Origin of the sequence: Shewanella septentrionalis, assembly GCF_025370265.1 — a bacterium.
Classification (GTDB): Bacteria; Pseudomonadota; Gammaproteobacteria; order Enterobacterales; family Shewanellaceae; genus Shewanella; species Shewanella hafniensis.
In genome coordinates this window covers 1-20,124 of record NZ_JAMTCC010000044.1, presented here as the reverse complement: position 1 = coordinate 20,124, position 20,124 = coordinate 1, and the positions used below count along the sequence as shown (strand labels likewise).

The 20,124-nt window shown below is 48.9% G+C and carries 13 protein-coding genes; 5 read left to right on the top strand and 8 right to left on the bottom strand.

Features of this window, described 5'->3' with window-relative positions:
- Positions 1–105 precede the first annotated feature (105 nt).
- Positions 106–1,923, top strand: coding sequence for an SEL1-like repeat protein (locus NE536_RS19455; RefSeq protein WP_261273723.1), 1,818 nt, complete (start codon positions 106–108; stop codon positions 1,921–1,923).
- Between the two features lie 165 nt (positions 1,924–2,088).
- On the opposite strand, the gene NE536_RS19450 is transcribed toward NE536_RS19455, so the two are convergent.
- Positions 2,089–5,214, bottom strand: a complete 3,126-nt coding sequence (locus NE536_RS19450) for a M9 family metallopeptidase (protein WP_261273722.1) — start codon at positions 5,212–5,214, stop codon at positions 2,089–2,091.
- A gap of 521 nt (positions 5,215–5,735) precedes the next feature.
- On the opposite strand from NE536_RS19450, the gene NE536_RS19445 reads away from it, so the two are divergent.
- Together NE536_RS19445 and NE536_RS19440 are read left to right on the top strand one after the other, a co-directional pair.
- Entirely contained in the window at positions 5,736–6,737 is a 1,002-nt protein-coding gene (locus NE536_RS19445; RefSeq protein ID WP_259521114.1) for an NAD(P)H-quinone oxidoreductase, read from the top strand.
- A 499-nt stretch (positions 6,738–7,236) separates the two neighbouring features.
- The gene (locus tag NE536_RS19440; RefSeq protein ID WP_220591940.1) at positions 7,237–7,641 is read left to right on the top strand and encodes a hypothetical protein; all 405 of its coding nucleotides are present in this window, start codon (positions 7,237–7,239) and stop codon (positions 7,639–7,641) included.
- Between the two features lie 169 nt (positions 7,642–7,810).
- Here NE536_RS19440 and NE536_RS19435 read toward each other — a convergent pair whose 3' ends face one another.
- The 5 genes from NE536_RS19435 to cutA form a co-directional block, all read right to left on the bottom strand.
- Entirely contained in the window at positions 7,811–8,845 is a 1,035-nt protein-coding gene (locus NE536_RS19435; protein WP_261273721.1) for an aldose epimerase family protein, read from the bottom strand.
- Positions 8,846–9,005: 160 nt separating this feature from the next.
- A complete protein-coding gene (galK, locus tag NE536_RS19430) occupies positions 9,006–10,151 on the bottom strand; it encodes a galactokinase (RefSeq protein WP_006086123.1) in 1,146 nt (381 codons plus the stop codon).
- A 295-nt stretch (positions 10,152–10,446) separates the two neighbouring features.
- Positions 10,447–12,102, bottom strand: a complete 1,656-nt coding sequence (locus tag NE536_RS19425; protein ID WP_006086122.1) for a cation:proton antiporter family protein — start codon at positions 12,100–12,102, stop codon at positions 10,447–10,449.
- A 181-nt stretch (positions 12,103–12,283) separates the two neighbouring features.
- Positions 12,284–14,143 (bottom strand): protein-disulfide reductase DsbD, encoded by a 1,860-nt coding sequence (locus NE536_RS19420; protein ID WP_261273720.1) that lies wholly within the window; start codon positions 14,141–14,143, stop codon positions 12,284–12,286.
- Positions 14,140–14,463, bottom strand: a complete 324-nt coding sequence (cutA, locus tag NE536_RS19415; protein ID WP_006086120.1) for a divalent-cation tolerance protein CutA — start codon at positions 14,461–14,463, stop codon at positions 14,140–14,142. Before cutA ends, NE536_RS19420 begins: the two co-directional genes overlap by 4 nt.
- Before the next feature lie 251 nt (positions 14,464–14,714).
- Between cutA and NE536_RS19410 the strand changes: the two genes are divergently transcribed.
- The gene (locus NE536_RS19410; RefSeq protein ID WP_261273719.1) at positions 14,715–15,323 is read left to right on the top strand and encodes an FxsA family protein; all 609 of its coding nucleotides are present in this window, start codon (positions 14,715–14,717) and stop codon (positions 15,321–15,323) included.
- Between the two features lie 125 nt (positions 15,324–15,448).
- Here NE536_RS19410 and NE536_RS19405 read toward each other — a convergent pair whose 3' ends face one another.
- Both NE536_RS19405 and NE536_RS19400 read right to left on the bottom strand, forming a co-directional pair.
- Positions 15,449–15,985 (bottom strand): hypothetical protein, encoded by a 537-nt coding sequence (locus NE536_RS19405; protein WP_063883606.1) that lies wholly within the window; start codon positions 15,983–15,985, stop codon positions 15,449–15,451.
- Positions 15,986–16,181: 196 nt separating this feature from the next.
- Entirely contained in the window at positions 16,182–19,271 is a 3,090-nt protein-coding gene (locus NE536_RS19400) for an efflux RND transporter permease subunit (protein WP_261273718.1), read from the bottom strand.
- 173 nt (positions 19,272–19,444) lie between these two features.
- On the opposite strand from NE536_RS19400, the gene NE536_RS19395 reads away from it, so the two are divergent.
- Positions 19,445–20,124: tyrosine-type recombinase/integrase (locus NE536_RS19395; RefSeq protein ID WP_483414585.1), on the top strand; the 680-nt coding region annotated here is incomplete at its 3' end.

Genomic DNA, 20,124 nt, shown 5'->3' with positions numbered 1-20,124 from the left:
CAATAGCTAAGCGCGTTGGCTTAATTTTTTTGTCGAGTGATCATTGTAGTATTTGAGAGAGTGTTGAGTGCGAGTGGGCCTCATCAGCGACGGAGAGCTGGCATTATGAGTTTGTTACAGTGTTTTCATCGGGCGCCCCTGTATCTGGCTTGCTCGGCTGGGCTGATGTTTGCCTCTCCGGTCATGGCCTCTTTTTGGCAGTCCTTGTTTCGCAGTGAGTTGCCAGTCGATCAAGTAACGGCGCCGGCGGACAGCCAGCGTTTCGAATTTGTCGGTGTGTTGCCCGCCAATACGCAATTAGAACTCGTCGGTTATTACGCTTCATCGATTTGTACCCGCAAGGAAATCCGTTTTCCCAGTGGCGATCTTGCTAATCCCTACCGCGCCACACTCGAAGAAACCTCAGTGCTACGGCAAGTAATCAGTAGCGGCAGTGAAGCGAGTGAGTTTTCGCTGCCCTTAGCCTTAAATGGTGGCGGTGATTGCCAGTGGCATCTCGAGGATTTAATGCTCGATGTGACAATACTGCCGAACCATCCGTTGTGGCAGAGAGCTAAAACGCTGCAACGGGATTACCTCGCCAAGTTGCAGGGCACCTCGGCTTCTGCGGCTCAGCTTGCCAGCCAAACGGCGTTGCCGACTCAAGTGTCATCCCACGATGATTTTTATTTAAGTCATGAGCTTAATATCGATCCTATTCATGCAGGCAGCGAGACAGATAACTCACTGCTGGCGACCACGCCGTTGTCGTTAGCCCCAGTTTACTATCCGGTTTTTATTCATTATCCAGAGGAAGATAAGCCCTTCGAGGCACGGCTGAAGAGTAGCCTGCAGCGCACTTCTAGCCTGTGGGCCAGCCCGTATACTCAGGCCGTTCGGCGTGGCGATGAGGCGGTGATGCGGGTGAACTTCAATCCACAGATTGCCGAGCATTACGAGGTCGATGTCTGGTATCAGCCCGATACGGTTGAGGTGAAGTATCCCGACGGCACTCAATATGCTTATGCTAACGGTGATGTGAAACTGTATGCCTATGGTAAACCTGAATCACAAATCAAGACCTTAGCTCAAAGTGCCAAGGCCGAAGATAAGCGCTTATTGGCGCGTATCTATGAGTTGGGCCACGCCTTGCCTAAGGACGAGGCTAAGGCGCTAAAGTATTACCGTGAAGCCGCAGAGGCGGGCGATATTGAAGCCTTGCACTGGATGCGTGCTCAAGCCGGTTACGCGGGGCGAAATGATGAAAAAACCTATTGGCTCGGGCGCGCCGCAAGCTTTGGTGATAACACGGCAAAGCTTGAGTTAATCCGTTTACCTTTATCGGTTATTGAGCGTGGCCTCGTTAATACGGGTGAAGATAAGGTTAGAGAAACGCAAGCGTGGCAGCAGTTAAATCAATTAGTTGACCAAGGAATGCCAGAGGCAAGCAGCCTTATGGCTTTCTATCAACTGTTACCCTATTCACCGTATTTTGATGCTAACGCCGCGCTGGAAAATTATCGTCTAAGTGTGAAGGCTAAGCCTGAACTGGCCCATGCGGCGGCCAGCGATTATTACTATTTGGCAGATAATTTTGCGGCGGGTGCGCAGTTTTGGCAGATTGCCGCCGAGCGGGATCTCTACGCCGCAGCCGAACTTGCCAATATCTTGTTATCGGAAGCCCATCGAGATGCAGTTAACGCGCGCTACTGGTTAACAAGAGTGACGACGCTGGGTGCCAAGCAAGGTTTGCAGGCGGACATTTTAGGCAATGCTTACTTTCAGCTCGCAACCTTGTTAGATAAAGGCGAGGGCGGCGCGGTCGATGCGAAAACAGCGTTAACGCTTTATCAGCAGAGCATTGAAATGGCAGAGCGATTTTCAAACGACTATGAAGCAAAGGCCAAGGACAGAGTGCAAGTGCTTGAACAGCTGCGCTTATAACCTCATGTTTATATAAAAGAGTATTCGTTAGCATTTAGCCAATAAAAATCCCTGCCATGGCAGGGATTTTGCTATTTATTCAAGTACTTGATTTAAGCCTTTAGTGTTAAGTGGCTAGAGTTCAAAAGCTGATTTAAACGATCTGGCTTAAACAACGACAGCCAACTAGCGTAAATCGACTTGCAGTGCGACACCCGAACTCTGGGGTTCACTCTGCACTGTGATGTAATACCAACCTAGGCTTGGTGCAGTGACTGTGATACTTTCCCGCGTGTTGGCGGGCGTGACAGACGCTGCATCGAAGTGCTGAGCATTGGCCCAAGTCGTCCCCGAAAACAGGCTCACATCACCACTGCCATGGGCCGAGTTGATGCTTAACTGACTCGTACCTTCTGGCACCCAAAGATAGTAATCGCTGCGGCCATCGGCGGTGCAGATGGCTTTGCCTGAACTCAGCTCACCATGACTCAAGGGCGATTGCGTCGTGCAGGCATTAGCGATTAGAGCTGGCGTAGGCGTATTGCTCGCGCCTGTATTGAGGGTGAGTGTTACGCCGCTAAACTCAGTGGCAGTATCTACTGTGATATAACGCCAGCCGCGATTGGCACTAAAACTTAGCGACTCTTGATTACCCACTTGAGTGCTCTTGGCATCGGCATTATCGGCGTCGGCCCACTGACTGGCATTGAAGTAGAGATTGGCATCCCCAGAGCCGCCCTTAGTGGTGACGGTGAACTGAGTATTATCTTCCTCAACCCAGAAGTAGAAGCTGTTGCGTCCACCACTGATACACTCGTTTTTGCCCAGTGTGAGCTGGCCATAGTCTAAGGTTACTGCACCGCAATTTGCTGGTGGCTCAGGATCCACGCCGCCATCTCCCAGATCGGGATCAACATCAGCGAACAGCTCAGTGGTGCTAACTTGCATATCAACGCCGCCAAAATCTCCCGACAAGGTAATGTAATGCCAATATTCGTCAGGGTTTAACTGCACTTTAATGACTTGATAGTTACCGTTGCCGATCCCCGCGCCTTGGTTTTGCTCTGGGCTTGCCCAACCTTTAGAATTGAAATAAATGTCGGCATCACCCCAACCGCCGCCAATCTTGATCCACAGATCTTGGGCCGAGCGATCGGTATTAGTGAAACTGAAACTGGCGCGACCGAGTTTAGAGTCGATGCATTCCATCGGCACATCGATTTTAAGGCTGGCCGATTCTGTGTAACGGTAGGCTTCGTTCGTCACTTGGCAAGGCGAGTAATCCTTACTGATAGTGCCCGCAGGACCACTCCAATGACCTTCACGGCCACTGGGCTCAGCATCGACATCACTTGGGCCTTTATCGACTATGCCATCGTCAGCCGTGCTCAAGCCGCTGGCGAGCCAACCTTGCCACTCGTTGTCGTAACGTGTACCGATGCCATCCATAAAGGTTTGATATTCCGCGTATTGGTCGTTACGTAGGTAGGCGAGAATCTGTCTTACATCGTCCCTGTGATGCTCAAACATAAAGCGCACCGCCAGATAACCCCAACGGTAGATACGGTCTTGGCCCGATTCATAGTTGTTTTTGAATATGGTCGACAACATAAACTCACCGGTTTCGCCCATGGCAATCGCCGCGGTATTGGCATCACGGTAAGAAATGTATTCCGCTAGACCTTCAATCCACCAAATGGTATTGGCCGACGTGCCGCGGCTAAAGTCACCAAACAGGTTATAGCGCCCGTCGAGGTAGTGCACATATTCGTGTTGCAGGTTCCAGACATGGAAATCCGGCGTGCGCCATTCGGCTTCATAGGCGATAAAACGCGCCTGATTTTTGAGTCCGGCGGGCGAGCCTTCAAGGTACATGCCGCCGTTGTCGGTATTGATGCCAAAGATACTGTTGGCTAAGGATTTATACTCAGACGAGCTGCCAAAGATCACTAGCTCTAAATCATCGTTGTTATCTTGCCCTACAGGTTGCATGCCCGTTTCAAGTTTGCTGTGGAAATAGCTCTCTTGGCTGGTCAGCACATCACAGGCCCACTTGGCTTGATCTTGATAGAGATCTTGGGCGCGGATCTTGAGACTGTCGGAGCATTTCCAGTTGAACGGTAGGGTATCGGCTTCTAACTGCGCCTTAAAGCCACAGATATTGTAATCGTTACAATGGCTGCGATCGTAATAGTCGGCCATTTCAGCCGCCGCGTACCAAAGCACTTTGCTCGGTTCGGTTTTACTGGTGCTGCTGAGGATGTTTTTAACTAGCTGAGTCACTCGCGGGCGCATGGCATCAATGTAATACAGCCTAGATAACTCTTTGACTGAGTTGACTAACAGATACTCTGCATTGGTGCCTAACAAGTCACGGTGTTCGAGCTGGAAGTTATTTAGCGCATCTAAAATGCCTTGGTCACGAGCGAACAGCGCCTGCATCTCATCATTCCACTGGGCGCGGAATAAGGTGGTAAACACTGAGTTTGCTGCGGCGTTCATGGCGAAACTGGCTTGCCAGTTAGCGTCGTAGTCCGTTAGCACTTTTATGGTGACATGATTAAAATCGGCGCCGAGCTCGGCAGAGTCAATCAGGATTAAGGCTTCTTTCAACACGCCAGCATTGTCATCGGAAACAGTCCAAATTGCAGCGTTGGCAAATAAAGCGTTGAGGGCCGATTTTAAGCTGGCCTTAGCGGCGCTGCTGTAAGCGGGTACATCATTTGGGCTGTAAAACTGCACATAGAGGGCGGCGCGGACAAAGTAAATATGCGATTCAAGATGCTGAACATCGACCCCAGTGTAGTCCTTGGCTTTAGTGGCAATGGCGTTGGCGACACTGAGCACATTGGCCTCGCTAAATAGCGCGGTCGCAGCACTGCCTTTGAGGCTATAGAGCTTACCGACGCACTCGGGTGTCGATTGGCTCAATTGATCCACTAGGGCTTGGCCCGATTTACCGACAAAGTCACTGCAGTCATTGCTCTGCAGTGCGGCGCTGCGACTCTGTAACTTAAGTGGCGGTTGCTCAGATACTTCTCGCTTCTTGCGTGAATGCATCTTAGGCGGTTCTGTCATTGTCTGTTCTGTCATAGTTGGCTCATTCGGGGATGCCATCAATGGCGTCTCCCGCAGTAGCGGTCTATGGGATTCTATTTGGCTAATGGGCGCCGAGGGTGGTCGTGGTGCCGGTTGTGCTTGTGGATTACTGAGTGTGTTGCTGCCTAATGGGTGACTCGTATGAGTGTCATGGGCGAGAACGGGAGTCGCAAAAGCTAAGCTAATAGCTGCGAAGAGCAGTGTGTTTTTCATTGTGTATCCGTAGTTATCTAGTCTGCAAAGCAGATCTTCCTTGGGCGTTATTTGATGCGTGGAACCTAAGCTTGCATCAAACCTCATTGGATTATTTGCGTGATAACAATAGCGCGACAAACATCGCAGCTGGCAAATAATGCGTTCAAATGATGGCTGTAAGTTTTTAATATATCTAGTATTTACCTGTAAATTTGTTTGATACATCTTTTCTGTTCAGCTTAGGTTCAGCTTAGGTTCAGCTTAGGTTCAGCTTATTGCTCAAAGGACTCGCGCCAGAAGCTGAGTCTGTGGGACTCCACAGCTTAGAAAGGCCTAATTGAATGCTTTATGAAATACCTGATTGAATGCCTTATGAAATACCTGATTGAATACCTTGTGGAATAAGAGTGGCTATTTGGCTTGAATTCGCGCTAGCTTAGCCGCATTAAGGTTAGATGCACTTTTCCGCAGTTAGCACTCGAACCCTGAGATGCTAAGCCATCTGCGATGAGGTCGATGCCATTCCCAAAGGAGCTTTTATGTCAGCTTTACCAAGCGAATACACCCATATCCATGTTGAGCAACCCGGGACGCCCGAGGTGATGCAGCTATCGCGCTCGCCTTTGCCTGTGCCAGCGTCTGGCCAAGTGTTGATCCGCGTGCATGCAGCAGGAGTAAATGGCCCCGATGTCAAACAAAGGGTGGGTGCTTATCCACCACCACCGGGTGCATCACCGATTATTGGTCTTGAAGTCGCGGGTGATATTTGTGCCCTCGGTGACGGCGTGAGCCAATGGCAAATCGGCGACAAGGTTTGCGCCTTAGTACCGGGCGGGGGCTATGGTGAGTACGTGCTCACCTATGCCGCCCACTGTTTACCTATTCCAACGGGCTTTAGTTATGTGCAGGCCGCCGCGCTGCCAGAAACCTTCTTCACCGTATGGGGCAACCTGTTTATGCGTGCGGGACTGAAAGCGGGCGAGACTGTGTTGATCCACGGCGGCTCGGGCGGTATCGGCAGTACGGCCATTCAACTTGCCAGCGCCTTAGGCTCAAAAGTCATTGCCACGACGGGGCAAGATGAGAAGCGCGATTATTGCTTGAGCCTTGGCGCCGCTGAAGTCATCAATTATCGCACCCACAACTTTGTTGAGCCCGTCATGGCACTCACCCAAGATAAGGGCGTGAACGTGGTCTTTGATATCGCGGGTGGCGATTTTATTAATCTCGATTTACAAGCCTTAGCGATGGACGGCCGTATGGTGTCGGTGGCGATGCAGCGTGGCCCTAAGGCCGAAGTCGAGATTTTCCGCCTGATGGCAAAACGTATTATGTGGACAGGGTCGACCCTAAGACCACAAAGCGTGGAGGCTAAAGCCGCTATTGCCGCCGAATTATTTGAGAAAGTCTGGCCGCTGTTAAACGCCCATAAAATTGTGCCGAATATTTTTGCGACCTTCCCATTAGGCGAAGCCGCGAAAGCCCATGCGCTGATGGAGTCGGGTGAGCACAGGGGCAAGGTGGTACTGACTGTTATTTAGATTAGGCACGTTGGCTTGGCAGCGAGCTGGTTTAGGTCGCTACCATTCGATGCCAGTCTGCGATCTTTTTTCTGGCAAAAGCGTGGCTGAGTAACGCAGTGGTAAATAGCCGTTTGCGCGACTGTCGTTAAATCGTCATGGTTAAACCTGATGCTTAACCTTGCAGTAACCTCGAACGGCAACTTCGAATCGCAAAGTTTAAGCCCATCGAACATAGTCGATATGATTGCTTTTTATTGGGAATAAAACTTGCCGCGTCGATTTTTTAGACTAAAGTCGTTAATGATTAAACTTTTTGGGTACTTTGGCAGAAATTAATACGTAATTAGTGAAAATTTCATGGTATGAGGCATTGATTATCGGAAATATTCTGTAAAAATACCCAGTTGAAAACGTCAGAGACTTTCCGGCGCTATTCGTGGATCAAAGCAAGCGATGCTTCGCTTATTCAGGCTAAAAAACTCATAGTGTATGTGTTGATTTAAGGGTATTAGCATATATGTATAACACAGCAAAGAAACAGGTTTGGTATGGTGAGCTGAGAACATCGAAAGGCAACGCGATTGTCGTCCATGACAACCAGCTGCCCGATGCCTCCCCAGGACGTATCTACCTATACAATACCGATCGCGATGCGATCATTGAGTATGTGGAAGATATAGTCAAAGTGAACCTATACGACTTAGATGAGGCTGCGTTAAAAGCTGCTGAGGCTAAGTTTAGTGGTGCATGGAAGGCGGCTAGAGCTCAATTCATGAGTAAGCATCAAGCTCGTATTGACCTAAACAACGTGAAGGAAACTGCGCCTGTACGTAAGGCAAAGCCTGAAGTTGAACCAGAAGTGGAATCCGATGCCGTAGGCGTGGATTTTGACGATGATTGGGGCGATGATTTTGATGATTAACACAGTGTCGGCTTAAGGGCTAACACTGTGAGTGTAAGGAATAAAATAGGGCTTATTTTATTCCTTATCGCTTTATTTCCTTCCGCGAAACCGAGTGTTAACCTCAATTCATCGCTATTTTATCGCGACTCGATTTACCCGCTAATATACCGCTAATTTATAGCTAATGTTACGCATCGGCATCGAACTGATATCGGCTGATGTGGTGATAAACCTTGCCAGGTACTAACCAAACATCATCACCAAAGCGCTCGCCTTGATTCGGTGAGTCTGGCAGCATCTGCGGCTCTAAACACACGCCATGATGTTGATTTAATACCTGTTGATTGCGACCTACAGTGCCATCTAAAAAGTTAGCGCAGTAGAGCTGCACGCTCGGTTGATTGGTATAAACCGTCATAGCGCGACCACTCACTGGGCTGCTTAAACAGCCAAAGCGGGCGAGTGAACCGTCGGGGTCATTCATCATATAACAGTGATCATAACCGCGCGTGCTCGCCAATTCTGCGGCATGCAGTTTGTCGCCTAAGCGTATCGGCTGACTCAAGTCGAAAATCGACCCTGCAGTATTGGCAATCCCAGTGGGAACACTGACATCATTCATGGTGAGATAACGCTTGGCATCGATTTGTATCAGATGCTCGTGATTGGTCTCTGAACCATCGAGGTTGAAATAACTGTGCTGGGTTAAGCTCACGGGACAGGCTTTATCCACCGAAGCTAAAATTTCCACATAGAGATTATTCCCTGCGAGGCGATAATCTAGTTGAACCGTGCAATTACCGGGGAAACCCATGTCGCCGTCTGGACTCATTAAGGTCAAGCGCACACCATCGGGCAGTTGGCCTAAGTGCCAGTTTTTACGATTAAACCCTTCACGGCCGCCGTGCAAACAGTTAGTCGCTTGGTTGACATCGAGTTGATAATCTTGACCTTGATAGTGCATTTTGCCGTTAGCGATACGATTCGCAAAGCGGCCAGCAATGGCGCCTAAGTGAGCCGATTGCGTCAGGTAGTCTTCGGCGCTGTCGCAACCAAGGACGATATTGGCACGTTCGCCGTGTTTATCTGGGGTCCACAGAGCACGGATAATTCCGCCTAAGCTGATGACTTCTAATGCGAGTATGCCATTGTCGATCCTCACCCGTTCGATTTCGCCGCCGCGGGGATCGGTCCAAGGATCCAAAACACTGAAACGTACCATTTAGCTTCCCTCTGTGTTGAAAATGCTCACTGCTTATTGTGTTAAATGAGTATGTTAACCCTATTATTTGCCATCAACACCATAAAGTTCAGCGATGAATTCGTATGTTATCGACGGCCTTGTCACTGTATTGGTTTTCTTTGTTTTAAGCGTGTTCTGGCTAATTGTCTATGCGGCCCGCGCCCGCGCTGGCAGAACATAAATAGACAGTGGCATCAATTGCGGTTTTGTCGAAAAACTCATGTTCAACGGCGGCCACGACAGCGTCGGTCAGTTCATGATCGACTAAAGCGACCACGCAGCCGTCGGTCATGCGGATGCCGCCACGCTCGCCAATCACTTGGCTGACAATCTCAACTAAGGTATCAAATTCGGGCAGTGTGACTTCAAAATCATCCCGCAGTGAAGCATGGGATTCCGCCATTAAGCGGCTGAATTTTTGAATGTTATTTTGCTCTAACGCGCGGGCTGCACTCTGGGTTCTTTGATTTTCTGTGACGACGTGTTTTGCTCTGCGATATAACACTTCATCTAAATCGGCTTTTGCGCTTTCTAATCGACGTAAATCGAGGTGACGCAGCGCATCTAAGCCAAAGTATTCTGCCGCTTGGGCGCATTCGTTGCGACGTTGTTGATTGGTGGCGGCTAAACGTTGTTTCTCAATATGGGCATCTATGATGATAAGGCTTAGGTTTTCTGGGATGGGAATGGCTTCGCTGTCCAGATCTAAGCAGTCAATCAGCAGCGCGTGGTCTTGCTCACCCATGGCGCTGCACATTTGATCCATGATGCCACAGGCCGATTCGACATATCTGTGCTCACCACGTTGGGCCAGTTGCGCTACCGCCATTGGCGATAAATGCAATTGGCTGGTATCACTGATGGCAGTGCCGAAGGCGACAACGAGGGCGCCCGATGAGGATAAACCTGCTGCAAGTGGTACATCGCCCACAATGGCTAAGTCTAAACCCTTGGCTAATAAACCTGTTTGCGCCATAGCCGCAGTAAAACCTTTGAGGTAATTCACCCAGCCATCTTGCGGGTCCATGTCGTTTTCTTGACCGAAGGTCCACTCTTTAATTTGTCCGGGAAAGGCATCGGCAACGGCACGAAACTTAGTGTCGTCACGGCGTTTTACCGCAATCACTGTATGAAAATTAATGGCTGCCGGGAGTACAAAACCGTCGTTGTAATCCGTGTATTCACCGATCAGATTGACGCGCCCAGGGGCTTGATATAAATCGTCGGCTTTAGTGCCAAAGGTTTGGACAAATAACTTTGTGGCGCGCTGCGCAGGGTTTGACATGCTGTAAAAAATTCCAAAAAAGCTGAGCTAATTTCGTTACCGTCATCGATTTATATCACGACTGAGTCGGTGATGTAACTGAGATTTTTTGCTGAAATGGCGATGGGCGGCAATGAGAAAATCGATACTGTGATAGGAAGTCAAAATAACGTATTCAGTGCGTTATCTAGTCGATTGATTTGTAAAGATTAGTCAGTAGTTAGTTGGATGCCGCACAAACTTGCAGAGGAGGTAACTGCCCGTTTGTGCGGCCTATTATGGCGTGATTTTAATTCAATGCAGCATTAGCAGGCACTTAACTATTGGACTCTGCATTAATTTTAGGATCAGCCACTTGCGCTGTTTCTTCCGCTTGCGCGGCGTTTTTCTCTGAGTCTTGCAACAGCTCATAAATCACATGATCCACAAAACCGGCACCGGCGGCTTCGTACAGGTTGTAAACACTGTGTACGCCGGATTCGCGAAGTGCCGCGGCATCGTCACTGTACTGCACAATCGCACTGATCTTGCCTTGATAATTCAGTTTTTTAAGTTGCTCAACTGCAAACATATTTCCCGCGTGGTGCGGCATGGCCAGCAGCACTAACTCAAGGTTAGGGGCTCTATCGAGTTTCTCCCAAAAGTCGGTATCCGCGGCGTCACCTTGCACTACGTTGCGGCCCTTGGCTTTGTGTAAATCGACTAAGTCTTGCTTGTGCTCAATGCCGAGAATTTCGCCGTCAAATTGTTCCCTGAGTTCATCGTAGGCGCCGCTACCAATGCGGCCCATGCCTAAGATTAAGAAGCGTGGATTGCCAATGGCTATCGGTCTGTCTTCTGGGTGTAACGGGCTTTTTTCAAGCTTGATTAAACGCTGCTGGAATCGTTGATAGATGTTACCTACGGTAGCGTTAAGCGGCGCGGCGAGTAAAAAACTAAAGCTTAATGCTACGGCGATGATCACTAGCCACTCGGGAGGTAACCAGCCTTTATAGGTGGCGACGGCGGCGACAATCAAACCGAATTCACTGAAGTTACCTAGGTTGAACGAGCCCAACATAGAGGTACGTGAACGCAGCTTAAAGCGGGTAAGAATGTAAACAAACAGCAGGATTTTAAGTGGTACTAGCAGCACTAACAGTGCCGCGAGAACGATATCCGATACCGTAGGTAAGCCGTTGAGACCAATCGTTAAGAAGAAGGCCACGAGGAAGAGTTCTTTAAAATAGAATAGGGATTTTGCCAGCTCTGAGGACTTTTTGTGGCCCGCCAACAAGATACCTATGATCAGTGCGCCGAGATCGGGTTTCAGGCCAACAGATTCAAATAACCAAGCGCCAACCACGAGTGCCATCACTAGGCCGAAAAGGACTAACAGTTCACCGTGGCCGACACGGTCGAAGGCTTTATAAATGAGAGGCTTAGCCAGTGGCAGTAAGAGTAATGCGAAGGCCCATACCGAAGGTACATCGCCCTTAGAAATTGTTAAAAACAGTACGGCGAAGATATCCTGCATAATCAAGATACCAATGGCGACCCGGCCGTAGAGGGATTGGACATCGCCCTTATCTTCTAACACTTTGACCGCAAATACGGTACTGGAGAAGCTTAACGCAAAGGCGATTAACGTCAGTTGCTCAAGGTTAAGACTCGTGAGTTGGCTTAAACCCAGTAAGCCGAAGAGTTTCAGAATCGGCACAAAAACCACGATTGAGAGTACTAAGTGCACACTCGAACCCGCCCACACTTCGGCCTTGAACAGGCTACGAATATCGAGTTTCAAACCAATAGCAAACAGCAGCAAAGTCACGCCTAGGCTGGCGAGTTCTTGCAGCAATGGCAGGCTTTCTTTATCTATCCCGAGGACGAATAGTACAAAGCCTGCCACTAAGTAGCCGATGAGCGGTGGTAGTCCTATACGGCTGACGAGCATGCCGCAGATGAGTGTGATAATGAGGATACCGGGTTCCATGATGCTCCAATCTAAAAAGTCCAAAATTATGAGTGATTGTATAAGAAATCTATGACACTGGAACAAAAAAGCGGACTTTTAATGAAAAAAGTCCGCTTTCTATTGGTGTTGCGGCAAATACACTTGCTGGTTAAAACCTGCGAGAGTGAAATTGCTTTAGTGGTCTAAGTCTAAACCGTGACTATTTCACCAGATGATCTAAATGGGCGGCAAAATCTTTAGGGCCCATAAAACCAGTCACACGTAAATCTTCCCTTTGCTCACCTTGTTCGTTAAACATTAACAACGTAGGTAAACCGAGCACATTGTATTTTTCGAGTAAGGCCACATCAACCTTGTCACTCTTAGTCACATCCGCTTGCAGCAGCACGATTTTATTCATGCGGGCTAACACGTCGGCATCCTTAAAGGTGATGGCTTCAAACTCTTTACAGGCAACACACCAATCGGCGTAGAGATCCAGCATCACAGGCTTACCTTGGGCGGCAGCGGCAGCGATTTCTTGCTCAAGATCTTCAATGGATTTAATCCGTTTAAAGCCATGGGCTTCTTCGGTCGTCGCCGCAGTGCCTACGGGATTGTGATTAAAACCAAAGTGGCCCATCACAGCTTGGAATCCGTAGGAGAAACTCGCCAGTAGCGTCAGAGTTAATAGCACTGAACGGACAGTTTGTTTCCAGTTGAAGGGACTGAGTTTGTTCTGATGCATCAAGTAGCCGGTGAAGCTCACGCCCCATAGTGACCAAAGCACATCGGATACCACGCCCGTCCAAATACGACCGAGCATTACGATAGACACAGCGATCAACAGGAAGCCGAAGACGGTCTTGATGATGTCCATCCAAGCGCCCGCTCTGGGTAATAATTTACCGCCTGAGGTGCCGATAATCAGCAGAGGTAAACCCATGCCCATACTCAGCACATACAGGGCTAGGAAGCCTTGGAGTAAGTCGCCGGTTTGGGCCACATAAACGAGCGCACCCGATAGTGGCGCGGTAGTGCAAGGTGATGCGACCAGACCTGAAATCACGCCCATCAAGAATACGCCAACTAAGTTGCCGCCTTTTTGGTTGTTCGATACTGAGTTCATCTTTTCTTGCCAGCTCGATGGCAGTTTTAAATCGTACAGGCCAAACATAGATAAGCTGAGCACAAAGAATAGAATCGCCAATACCACTAACACGGCGGGATGTTGCAATGCCGCTTGGTATTTCAGTCCCGCCGATGCGACCACTAACCCTAAGATAGAGTAAGTGATTGCCATACCTTGGACGTAAGCCATAGACAAGGTAAAGGCTTTCGCGGTTGAGAGTTTTTGCCCTTGGCCAACAATAATGCCAGACAAAATCGGGTACATAGGGAACACGCAGGGCGTTAATGCCAGACCGACACCTAGACCAAAGAAGATCACTAAGGTCCAAATCAGGCTGTCGTTTGACAGCATTTGGCTCAGGGTATCTTGCTGAGTAATAGGTTGGGTATTGGCTTTATCGGCCGTGTTCGGTTCAATGCTGGCTGACTCAGTGCTTGTTGGCTTTGCTGCGGCGGTCGATTCGCTCGCTTCGGCACCTGCGATTAAGCCATCGTTGGCGGCAATCGCTTTTAGCACCACGTCACGTTTGGTCGGTGGATAACACAACTTGCCTTCGGCGCAGCCCATAAAAGTGACGGTAAGCGTGGCATTTTCATCGGCCTGCTTTAACGCAACGGGAATATCCACATAGGTGTAATAGACTTCTTGCTCGCCAAAATACTCATCTTCATGGGGCTTGCCCTTGGGCAGCGCCACTGTGCCTAGCTCGGCGCCATTGACAGTAAACTTAAGCTTGTCGCGGTACATGTAGTAACCGTCGGCAATCACCCAATTGAGTTTGACCTGATTACCTTCTTGCTTGAAATCGAAGGCAAATGCTTGATCGACAGGCATCAATTCCGGTTCACTCTTCATGAAGTCGAATTTGTTACCGAAAACCCCTTCACTGTGCGCTAAGGGCGTGAGGAGCAATAAAGACGTGAAAATAAGGCTGAGTAGTTTTTTCATGGCTGAGTGTTGTCTTTTATCCAATCTAAGTAGGCTGGTAGCCCGTGAGTCACAGGCACGGCAATAATTTCGGGTACTTGATAAGGGTGAAGTCTAAGCACAAGTTGTTCTAACTCTGAATATCGACTTTGTAAACATTTAATCTGTAAACTAAATTCTTGTTCGTCACAGATTTTCCCTTCCCAAGCATAAATTGAACGTATTGGGGCGGAGATATGAACACAAGCGGCAATACGCGACTCAACTAAAGCCCGAGCCAAGGTATTGGCTTGTACTTCATCGGGGCAGGTAGTGCTAACCACTAAATACTGATGCTGCATGGTGTTAGGTATCGTCTCTTAAGAATCTTAAAGTTCGCTTAAGCCAACTGAGTTAGGCTACTTTACGTGTTTTAATGGTCTCATACATTAGCGCGTTAACAAAAGGGTGAGCTAAATATCAGTTGTGATATCCATTGCTAAATCTGTGGTGATTCGCCCCTGAGTCTGTCGCTATGCTTAGCCTGACTTGAATTAAGACCGGATAGTCCCCATTTAGTTTACACAGATAGTCAGATAAACCTGAGGTCGGTATGTTTTTCATTATATTTTTACTCTTTGTGCTGATCCCAGTAATAGAGCTGTCGGTGCTGATCCGTGTGGGTGAAGTGCTTGGCACTTGGACTACCATAGGTTTAGTGCTGTTTACCGCTGTGCTCGGGGTCTCCTTGGTTCGCAGCCAAGGTTTAAGCACCTTAATGCAAGTACAACAAAAACTCGCTCGCGGTGAAGCGCCGGGGCAAGAAATCGTCGAAGGCATGATGTTAGCCATGGCGGGTATTTTACTGGTGATCCCCGGTTTTGTAACCGATGCTATTGGCCTGTTATTGCTGACGCCATTCACTCGTCGTCCCATTGCTGCCTTGCTGTTCAAGCGCATGCAGTTAAGGGTTGTGGCGGGATTACAGGGCGGAATGCACGGTGGCTTTCAAGCGGGCCAAAGTCCTTTTGGGCCTAAGCCGCAGGACCCATTTGGCCAAGCGCCGTTTGATCATAGCGTGAAGAAAGACGGTAATGTGTTTGAGGGCGACTTCGAACATAAAGTCGATCCGAGTGATGTCAAGCCGGCGAGCCATCAGCTGCCTGATAAAGATCAGAATAAAGAACAAGATAACGCGCAGGATAAAGATCCTAAGCCTTAGTCTGTTATGGTCTAGCTAATTTGATTTACGCGTTTATTCGTTTGAGCTTCTACCCAAACCTCGCTTCAATACCAGCGGCCTTCAGAATCCTCTGAGCTGCGCCGCTGGTGTACTTCTTCCACTCGTTATAAAAATTCCACTGAGTTGAGAAAGGCTTCTGCGGTGCGGCGGTTTTGGCCGTTGTCATCATAGCTGGCGGTTAAAATCAGCAGGTGATTATTGTAGGCATAGGCATGCTGCACTAAAGTGCCAAGATCTTTACCCATATCCATACTGATCTCATAACCCCGCTGCCCGCCGTGTTCAATATAACCGCGCGTCAATTTCAGCTCATCTGTTCCCTGCATCTCTTTAAACTTTTTCGCTAGCGTGTTGGTGTCATCGAAGGAAAGCTCGGTAATGTCTTCCTCGTCTATGGTTTCAAACTGGGAGCTGTAGGCGATAACGCTCAATACCAGCGGTTCTTGAGGTTGTTTTTGAGTGGTGATGGTTTCAACGCTGACCTGTCCCGAGTTTTTATGTAGCGCCTTGGGATTAGGTAACATGTGCACTTTTACGGGGACAGAAGTTAATAAATGGGATTCGAGGGGTTTGACTGCATACCATTTTTGATACGCCATAAAAACGAGGCCGAGCAGCACAGCTAGCTTGATGAGCTTCATATAACTTCCTTATTTAATAATCACTTCCTTGAGCCTGTCGCTCGCCATCAAGTGTAAATGGCAAGTCAGATAAGCGCAACAGATCGCAATAGCTAGGGGTGGGACATGTAATTAGAAATGACCAGCCAGCCACGAGTGACTGACCGGCCGCGCCGGGAAGCGTTTTTGGATCAATTGCGGAGCTATACGTTGAGTGTTATTTGTTAGGTGACTCACCTCCTATCGCTGTCGCTTTAATATTGAATACTAGGCTGTACATCACTGGCAGTACTATGAGTGTTAGCAGTGACGCAAAACCGAGACCGAAAATAATCGTAATCGCCATTGAACCGAAAAAGGCGTCAGAGATCAGTGGGATCATCCCGAGCATAGTGGTAATCGCCGCCATCATGACGGGGCGCACACGGCTGACACAGGAGTCGACCAAGGCGAAATAAGCGGGTTTGCCTTCACTGAGTTCGAGGTTGATTTGATCGACCAAGACGATACCGTTTTTAATCACCATACCCGACAAACTCAGCAGGCCGAGTAGCGCCATAAAGCTAAAAGGGGCGTCGAATAACAAGAGTCCCGCAGACACCCCAATCAGGGCCAAGGGCACAGTAAACCAGATCACTAAGGGCTGACGCACTGAGTTGAACAAGAATACAGTGATCAAGAACATCGCCAGATAACCCATAGGAATCGAGCTGAATACTGCGGTTTGTGCTTCGCCTGCGGTTTCAAATTCACCGCCCCATTCCAAGTGATAACCTGCGGGCAAGCTGATCGCTTCGACCTTGTCTTTCACTTTATGCAGCACAGAGTCGGCGGTTTCATCACTGCCAAGCTTAGGATCGGCCATCACAGCGAGCATACGCATGCGATCGCGGCGCATCACCAGCGGATTTTCCCACTCAGTGTTGAAGTTACTCACCACTTGTGTGGCTGGTACAAAGGTATTGTGTTCGCTACTCCAAATTTGCAGCTTCCATAGGCTGTCTGCTTGCAAACGTTCTTCGGCGGGCGCTCTGGCGACGATCGGCAACAAGTGGCTGGTTTCTCGATATAAACCAATTTGCTTACCGCTAAAGTTAACCAATAGGGCATTGTCCAGATCTTGTTTGCTGATCCCCGTTTCCCGCGCTTGGGCGTTTTCTAACTGTGGTCGGATCAAGGGCACTTGGTTGCGCCAGTTGTGGCGTATGCCATCCATGCTCGGTTCGGCGTGGAAAATGGCTTCGGCTTGGTCGCCTAAAGCGCGTAGCACTTCAGGATTATCGCCATAGAAGCGTGCCTCAATTTTGGCGGCGGGCGAAGGGCCGTTCTCCATGTTTTTCAAGCGATATTGCGCCTGTGGGAAACGTTGATTTAACAAGGTTTCTAACTCTGGCATATAGGCTTTAACGGCGGCGAGATCCTGCATTTCGACTATCAACTGCGCAAAGGCGGGATAGCCTTTTTCTGGTTGATAGGGCAGGACGAAACGCTGCGAACCTTGACCAATAACGGTTGTTAAGTGTTTTAGCCCTACGTCTTTTTGCTCGTTCAGCGAGAGCATTAACTTTTCGATATCAGCGGTAAAGCGTTCGGTCGCTTTAATATCTGTCCCTTCTGGCATCCAGATATCCACAAAGAAAATCGGCGTGTTAGAGGCAGGGAAGAACACATTCTTGATATGACCAAAGCCCACCACAGCGCTGAACAGCATGGCTATAACCAGCAGAATACTCACCAATCTAAAGCGCAGCGCTAGGGTTAAACTTGCGCGATATAAGCTGAAAAACCAGCCCTTGTAGGGGTCTTGGGCTTCTTCATCGCTCGGCGCATCCTTAAATAACAGATGGCAGAAGAATGGCGTTAAGGTGATGGCGGTTATCCAGCTGATAAACAGCGAAATCATCAACACTTGGAATAAAGAGCGGCAGAACTCACCGGCGGCATTTTGCGATAGGCCAATGGGCGCAAAGGCAATAATGGCAATTACAGTCGCCCCTAAGAGCGGCCATTGGGTTTGAGCCACAATTTGCTTGGCGGCTTCGAGGCGCGTTTTACCACGGCGAAGACCAATCAAAATACCTTCTGTGACCACAATCGCGTTATCGACCAACATGCCGAGGGCGATAATGAGTGCGCCGAGGGAGATAAGTTGTAGCTCAATCCCCAGCACTTTCATCACGATAAAGGTACCTAGAATCGTCAGCAGTAAGATCAGGCCCATCAACATGCCTGAGCGCAGCCCCATAAACAGCAGGAGCACGGCGATCACGATAGCAATGGATTCTAATAAGTTGATTAAGAAGCCGTTGACTGTCTCATCGACCGCCTGACTCTGGTTGTAAACCGTCGCTAAATTCATGCCGATTGGGCGTTGGGATTCAAGCTCGGCTAAGCGGTCACTGACCTTTTGTCCGACTTCGACCACGTTCACGCCACTAGAGAAAGAAATCCCCAGTGATAACGCCGCTTCGCCCTTATTGTGGTAAAGCACATTCGGGGTTTCGTCGTAATCCTTTTCAATATTAGCAATGTCGCCAAGGTAAATTAGCTCAGTGCTACCCGGTGGGCTGACAATCAAGCGCGCCAGATCCTGCACATTGCTAAATTCGCCCGTGGGATGAATGCGAATACGGTTATCGCCAATCACTAAGCTGCCCGCGTTGGAGACCACGTTTTGATTGTTCACTAAACCATAGATATAGCTTTGATCTAATCCTAGTGCCGACAGCTTTTGCTGGGAGATTTCAATCACGACTTGCTCGGTGACGCTGCCTGCAACCGAGACCTTTTTAACCCCGGGCACGAGCACGAGTTCACGGCGCAGATAGTCGGCGTAATTGCTCAACTCGCGGTTACTGTAATCAGGGCCTGAGAGATTAAATAAAATGCCATACACATCACCAAAGTCGTCCATCACCTGCGGCGCAGTGGTGCCCGGAGGCAAGTTGCCCGCCGTGTCGTTGACCTTACGACGCACTTCATCCCACACCTGTGGCAGCGTGGTTTTGTCGTAGCTTTCTTTAATCTCAATTTGGATTTGTGACAGGCCCGCACTGTTAATCGAGGTCACATGCTTAATGGCATCGAGTTGCTGCAGGGCATCTTCGAGCGGCAGTGTGACTTCTTCTTCAACTTGTTCAGGTGATGCGCCGGGGTAAGCCGTGATCACTAGGGCTTCTTTAATGGTGAATTCGGGGAATTCTAATTGCCCCAAACCGGTAAAACTCACTCCGCCACCCACGAGTAGCAGCAACACAAACATCCAACTGATGACTTTGTGGCGTATCGAATACTCTGCAATGTTCATCAATTACACCCCACGCTCCAAGGGGGTGGTTGTTTGTTGAGTTTAGTGCATTGATTTAAATGTGTTTTATTGATTTTCGCTCAGTGAAATTTAATGCGTTTTTTACGTGTTTTTAGCCCGAAAATGGTTCGAAAACACCTCTTGAATGCCACCTTACTGAACGAGGAAAACCTATGCCGAGTATTAAACTACAACAGTCAATGATTGATAATTTACCCACACCACAGAAAATAACGGTGTTTTACGATAAATATTTTCCCGCTTTTTTTATGCGAGCCTATCCCTCTGGTATTCGGTGTTATTACGTTCGCTTCCAGTATCAAGGTTTGCGACAACTTCATGTTATCGGCAATGCAAATGATATCACGCTTGATGATGCGCGACTTGAGGCAAGAAAGCAGATAGATGCGTTACGTTATGGGGTGGTGCGTGAACCTGCGCCCTCTCTTACGCTCTGTGCGTTCGCTGAAGAGTTTTTTCCAAGATATGCCCGTCATTGGAAGCCCTCAACATTACTCAATAGCCAGCGTGGTTTTACGCGGCATATCGCCCCTGTGTTGGGTGATGTTCCACTTGCAGCATTGACACGACAACACATAGAGCAGTGGTTTGATGGTATGCATGCCTCGAAAGGCATGGCTAATCGCTTGTTGCCGTTGTTGTCGGTAATGATGCAGCAAGCCGAAGTATATGAGTATCGTCCAGCGCAAAGTAACCCTTGCAAAGGCTTTAAGCGGTATAAGTCTACGCACAGTGAGCGTTATTTATCTGAGGAAGAACTCAAGCGGCTATGGTTGGCTTTAGATAGCCATGAAAAAGCGTCACCCGTTGCGGTGATGGTCTTACGGTTACT

Coding starts and splice junctions, on each gene's coding strand:
- NE536_RS19425 (WP_006086122.1), bottom strand. CDS start 12,102: ATGGAACCCGGTATCCTCATTATCACACTCATCTGCGGCATGCTCGTC.
- NE536_RS19420 (WP_261273720.1), bottom strand. CDS start 14,143: ATGAAAAAACTACTCAGCCTTATTTTCACGTCTTTATTGCTCCTCACG.
- NE536_RS19440 (WP_220591940.1), top strand. CDS start 7,237: ATGTATAACACAGCAAAGAAACAGGTTTGGTATGGTGAGCTGAGAACA.
- NE536_RS19410 (WP_261273719.1), top strand. CDS start 14,715: ATGTTTTTCATTATATTTTTACTCTTTGTGCTGATCCCAGTAATAGAG.
- galK (WP_006086123.1), bottom strand. CDS start 10,151: ATGTCAAACCCTGCGCAGCGCGCCACAAAGTTATTTGTCCAAACCTTT.
- NE536_RS19405 (WP_063883606.1), bottom strand. CDS start 15,985: ATGAAGCTCATCAAGCTAGCTGTGCTGCTCGGCCTCGTTTTTATGGCG.
- cutA (WP_006086120.1), bottom strand. CDS start 14,463: ATGCAGCATCAGTATTTAGTGGTTAGCACTACCTGCCCCGATGAAGTA.
- NE536_RS19445 (WP_259521114.1), top strand. CDS start 5,736: ATGTCAGCTTTACCAAGCGAATACACCCATATCCATGTTGAGCAACCC.
- NE536_RS19450 (WP_261273722.1), bottom strand. CDS start 5,214: ATGAAAAACACACTGCTCTTCGCAGCTATTAGCTTAGCTTTTGCGACT.
- NE536_RS19455 (WP_261273723.1), top strand. CDS start 106: ATGAGTTTGTTACAGTGTTTTCATCGGGCGCCCCTGTATCTGGCTTGC.
- NE536_RS19435 (WP_261273721.1), bottom strand. CDS start 8,845: ATGGTACGTTTCAGTGTTTTGGATCCTTGGACCGATCCCCGCGGCGGC.
- NE536_RS19400 (WP_261273718.1), bottom strand. CDS start 19,271: ATGAACATTGCAGAGTATTCGATACGCCACAAAGTCATCAGTTGGATG.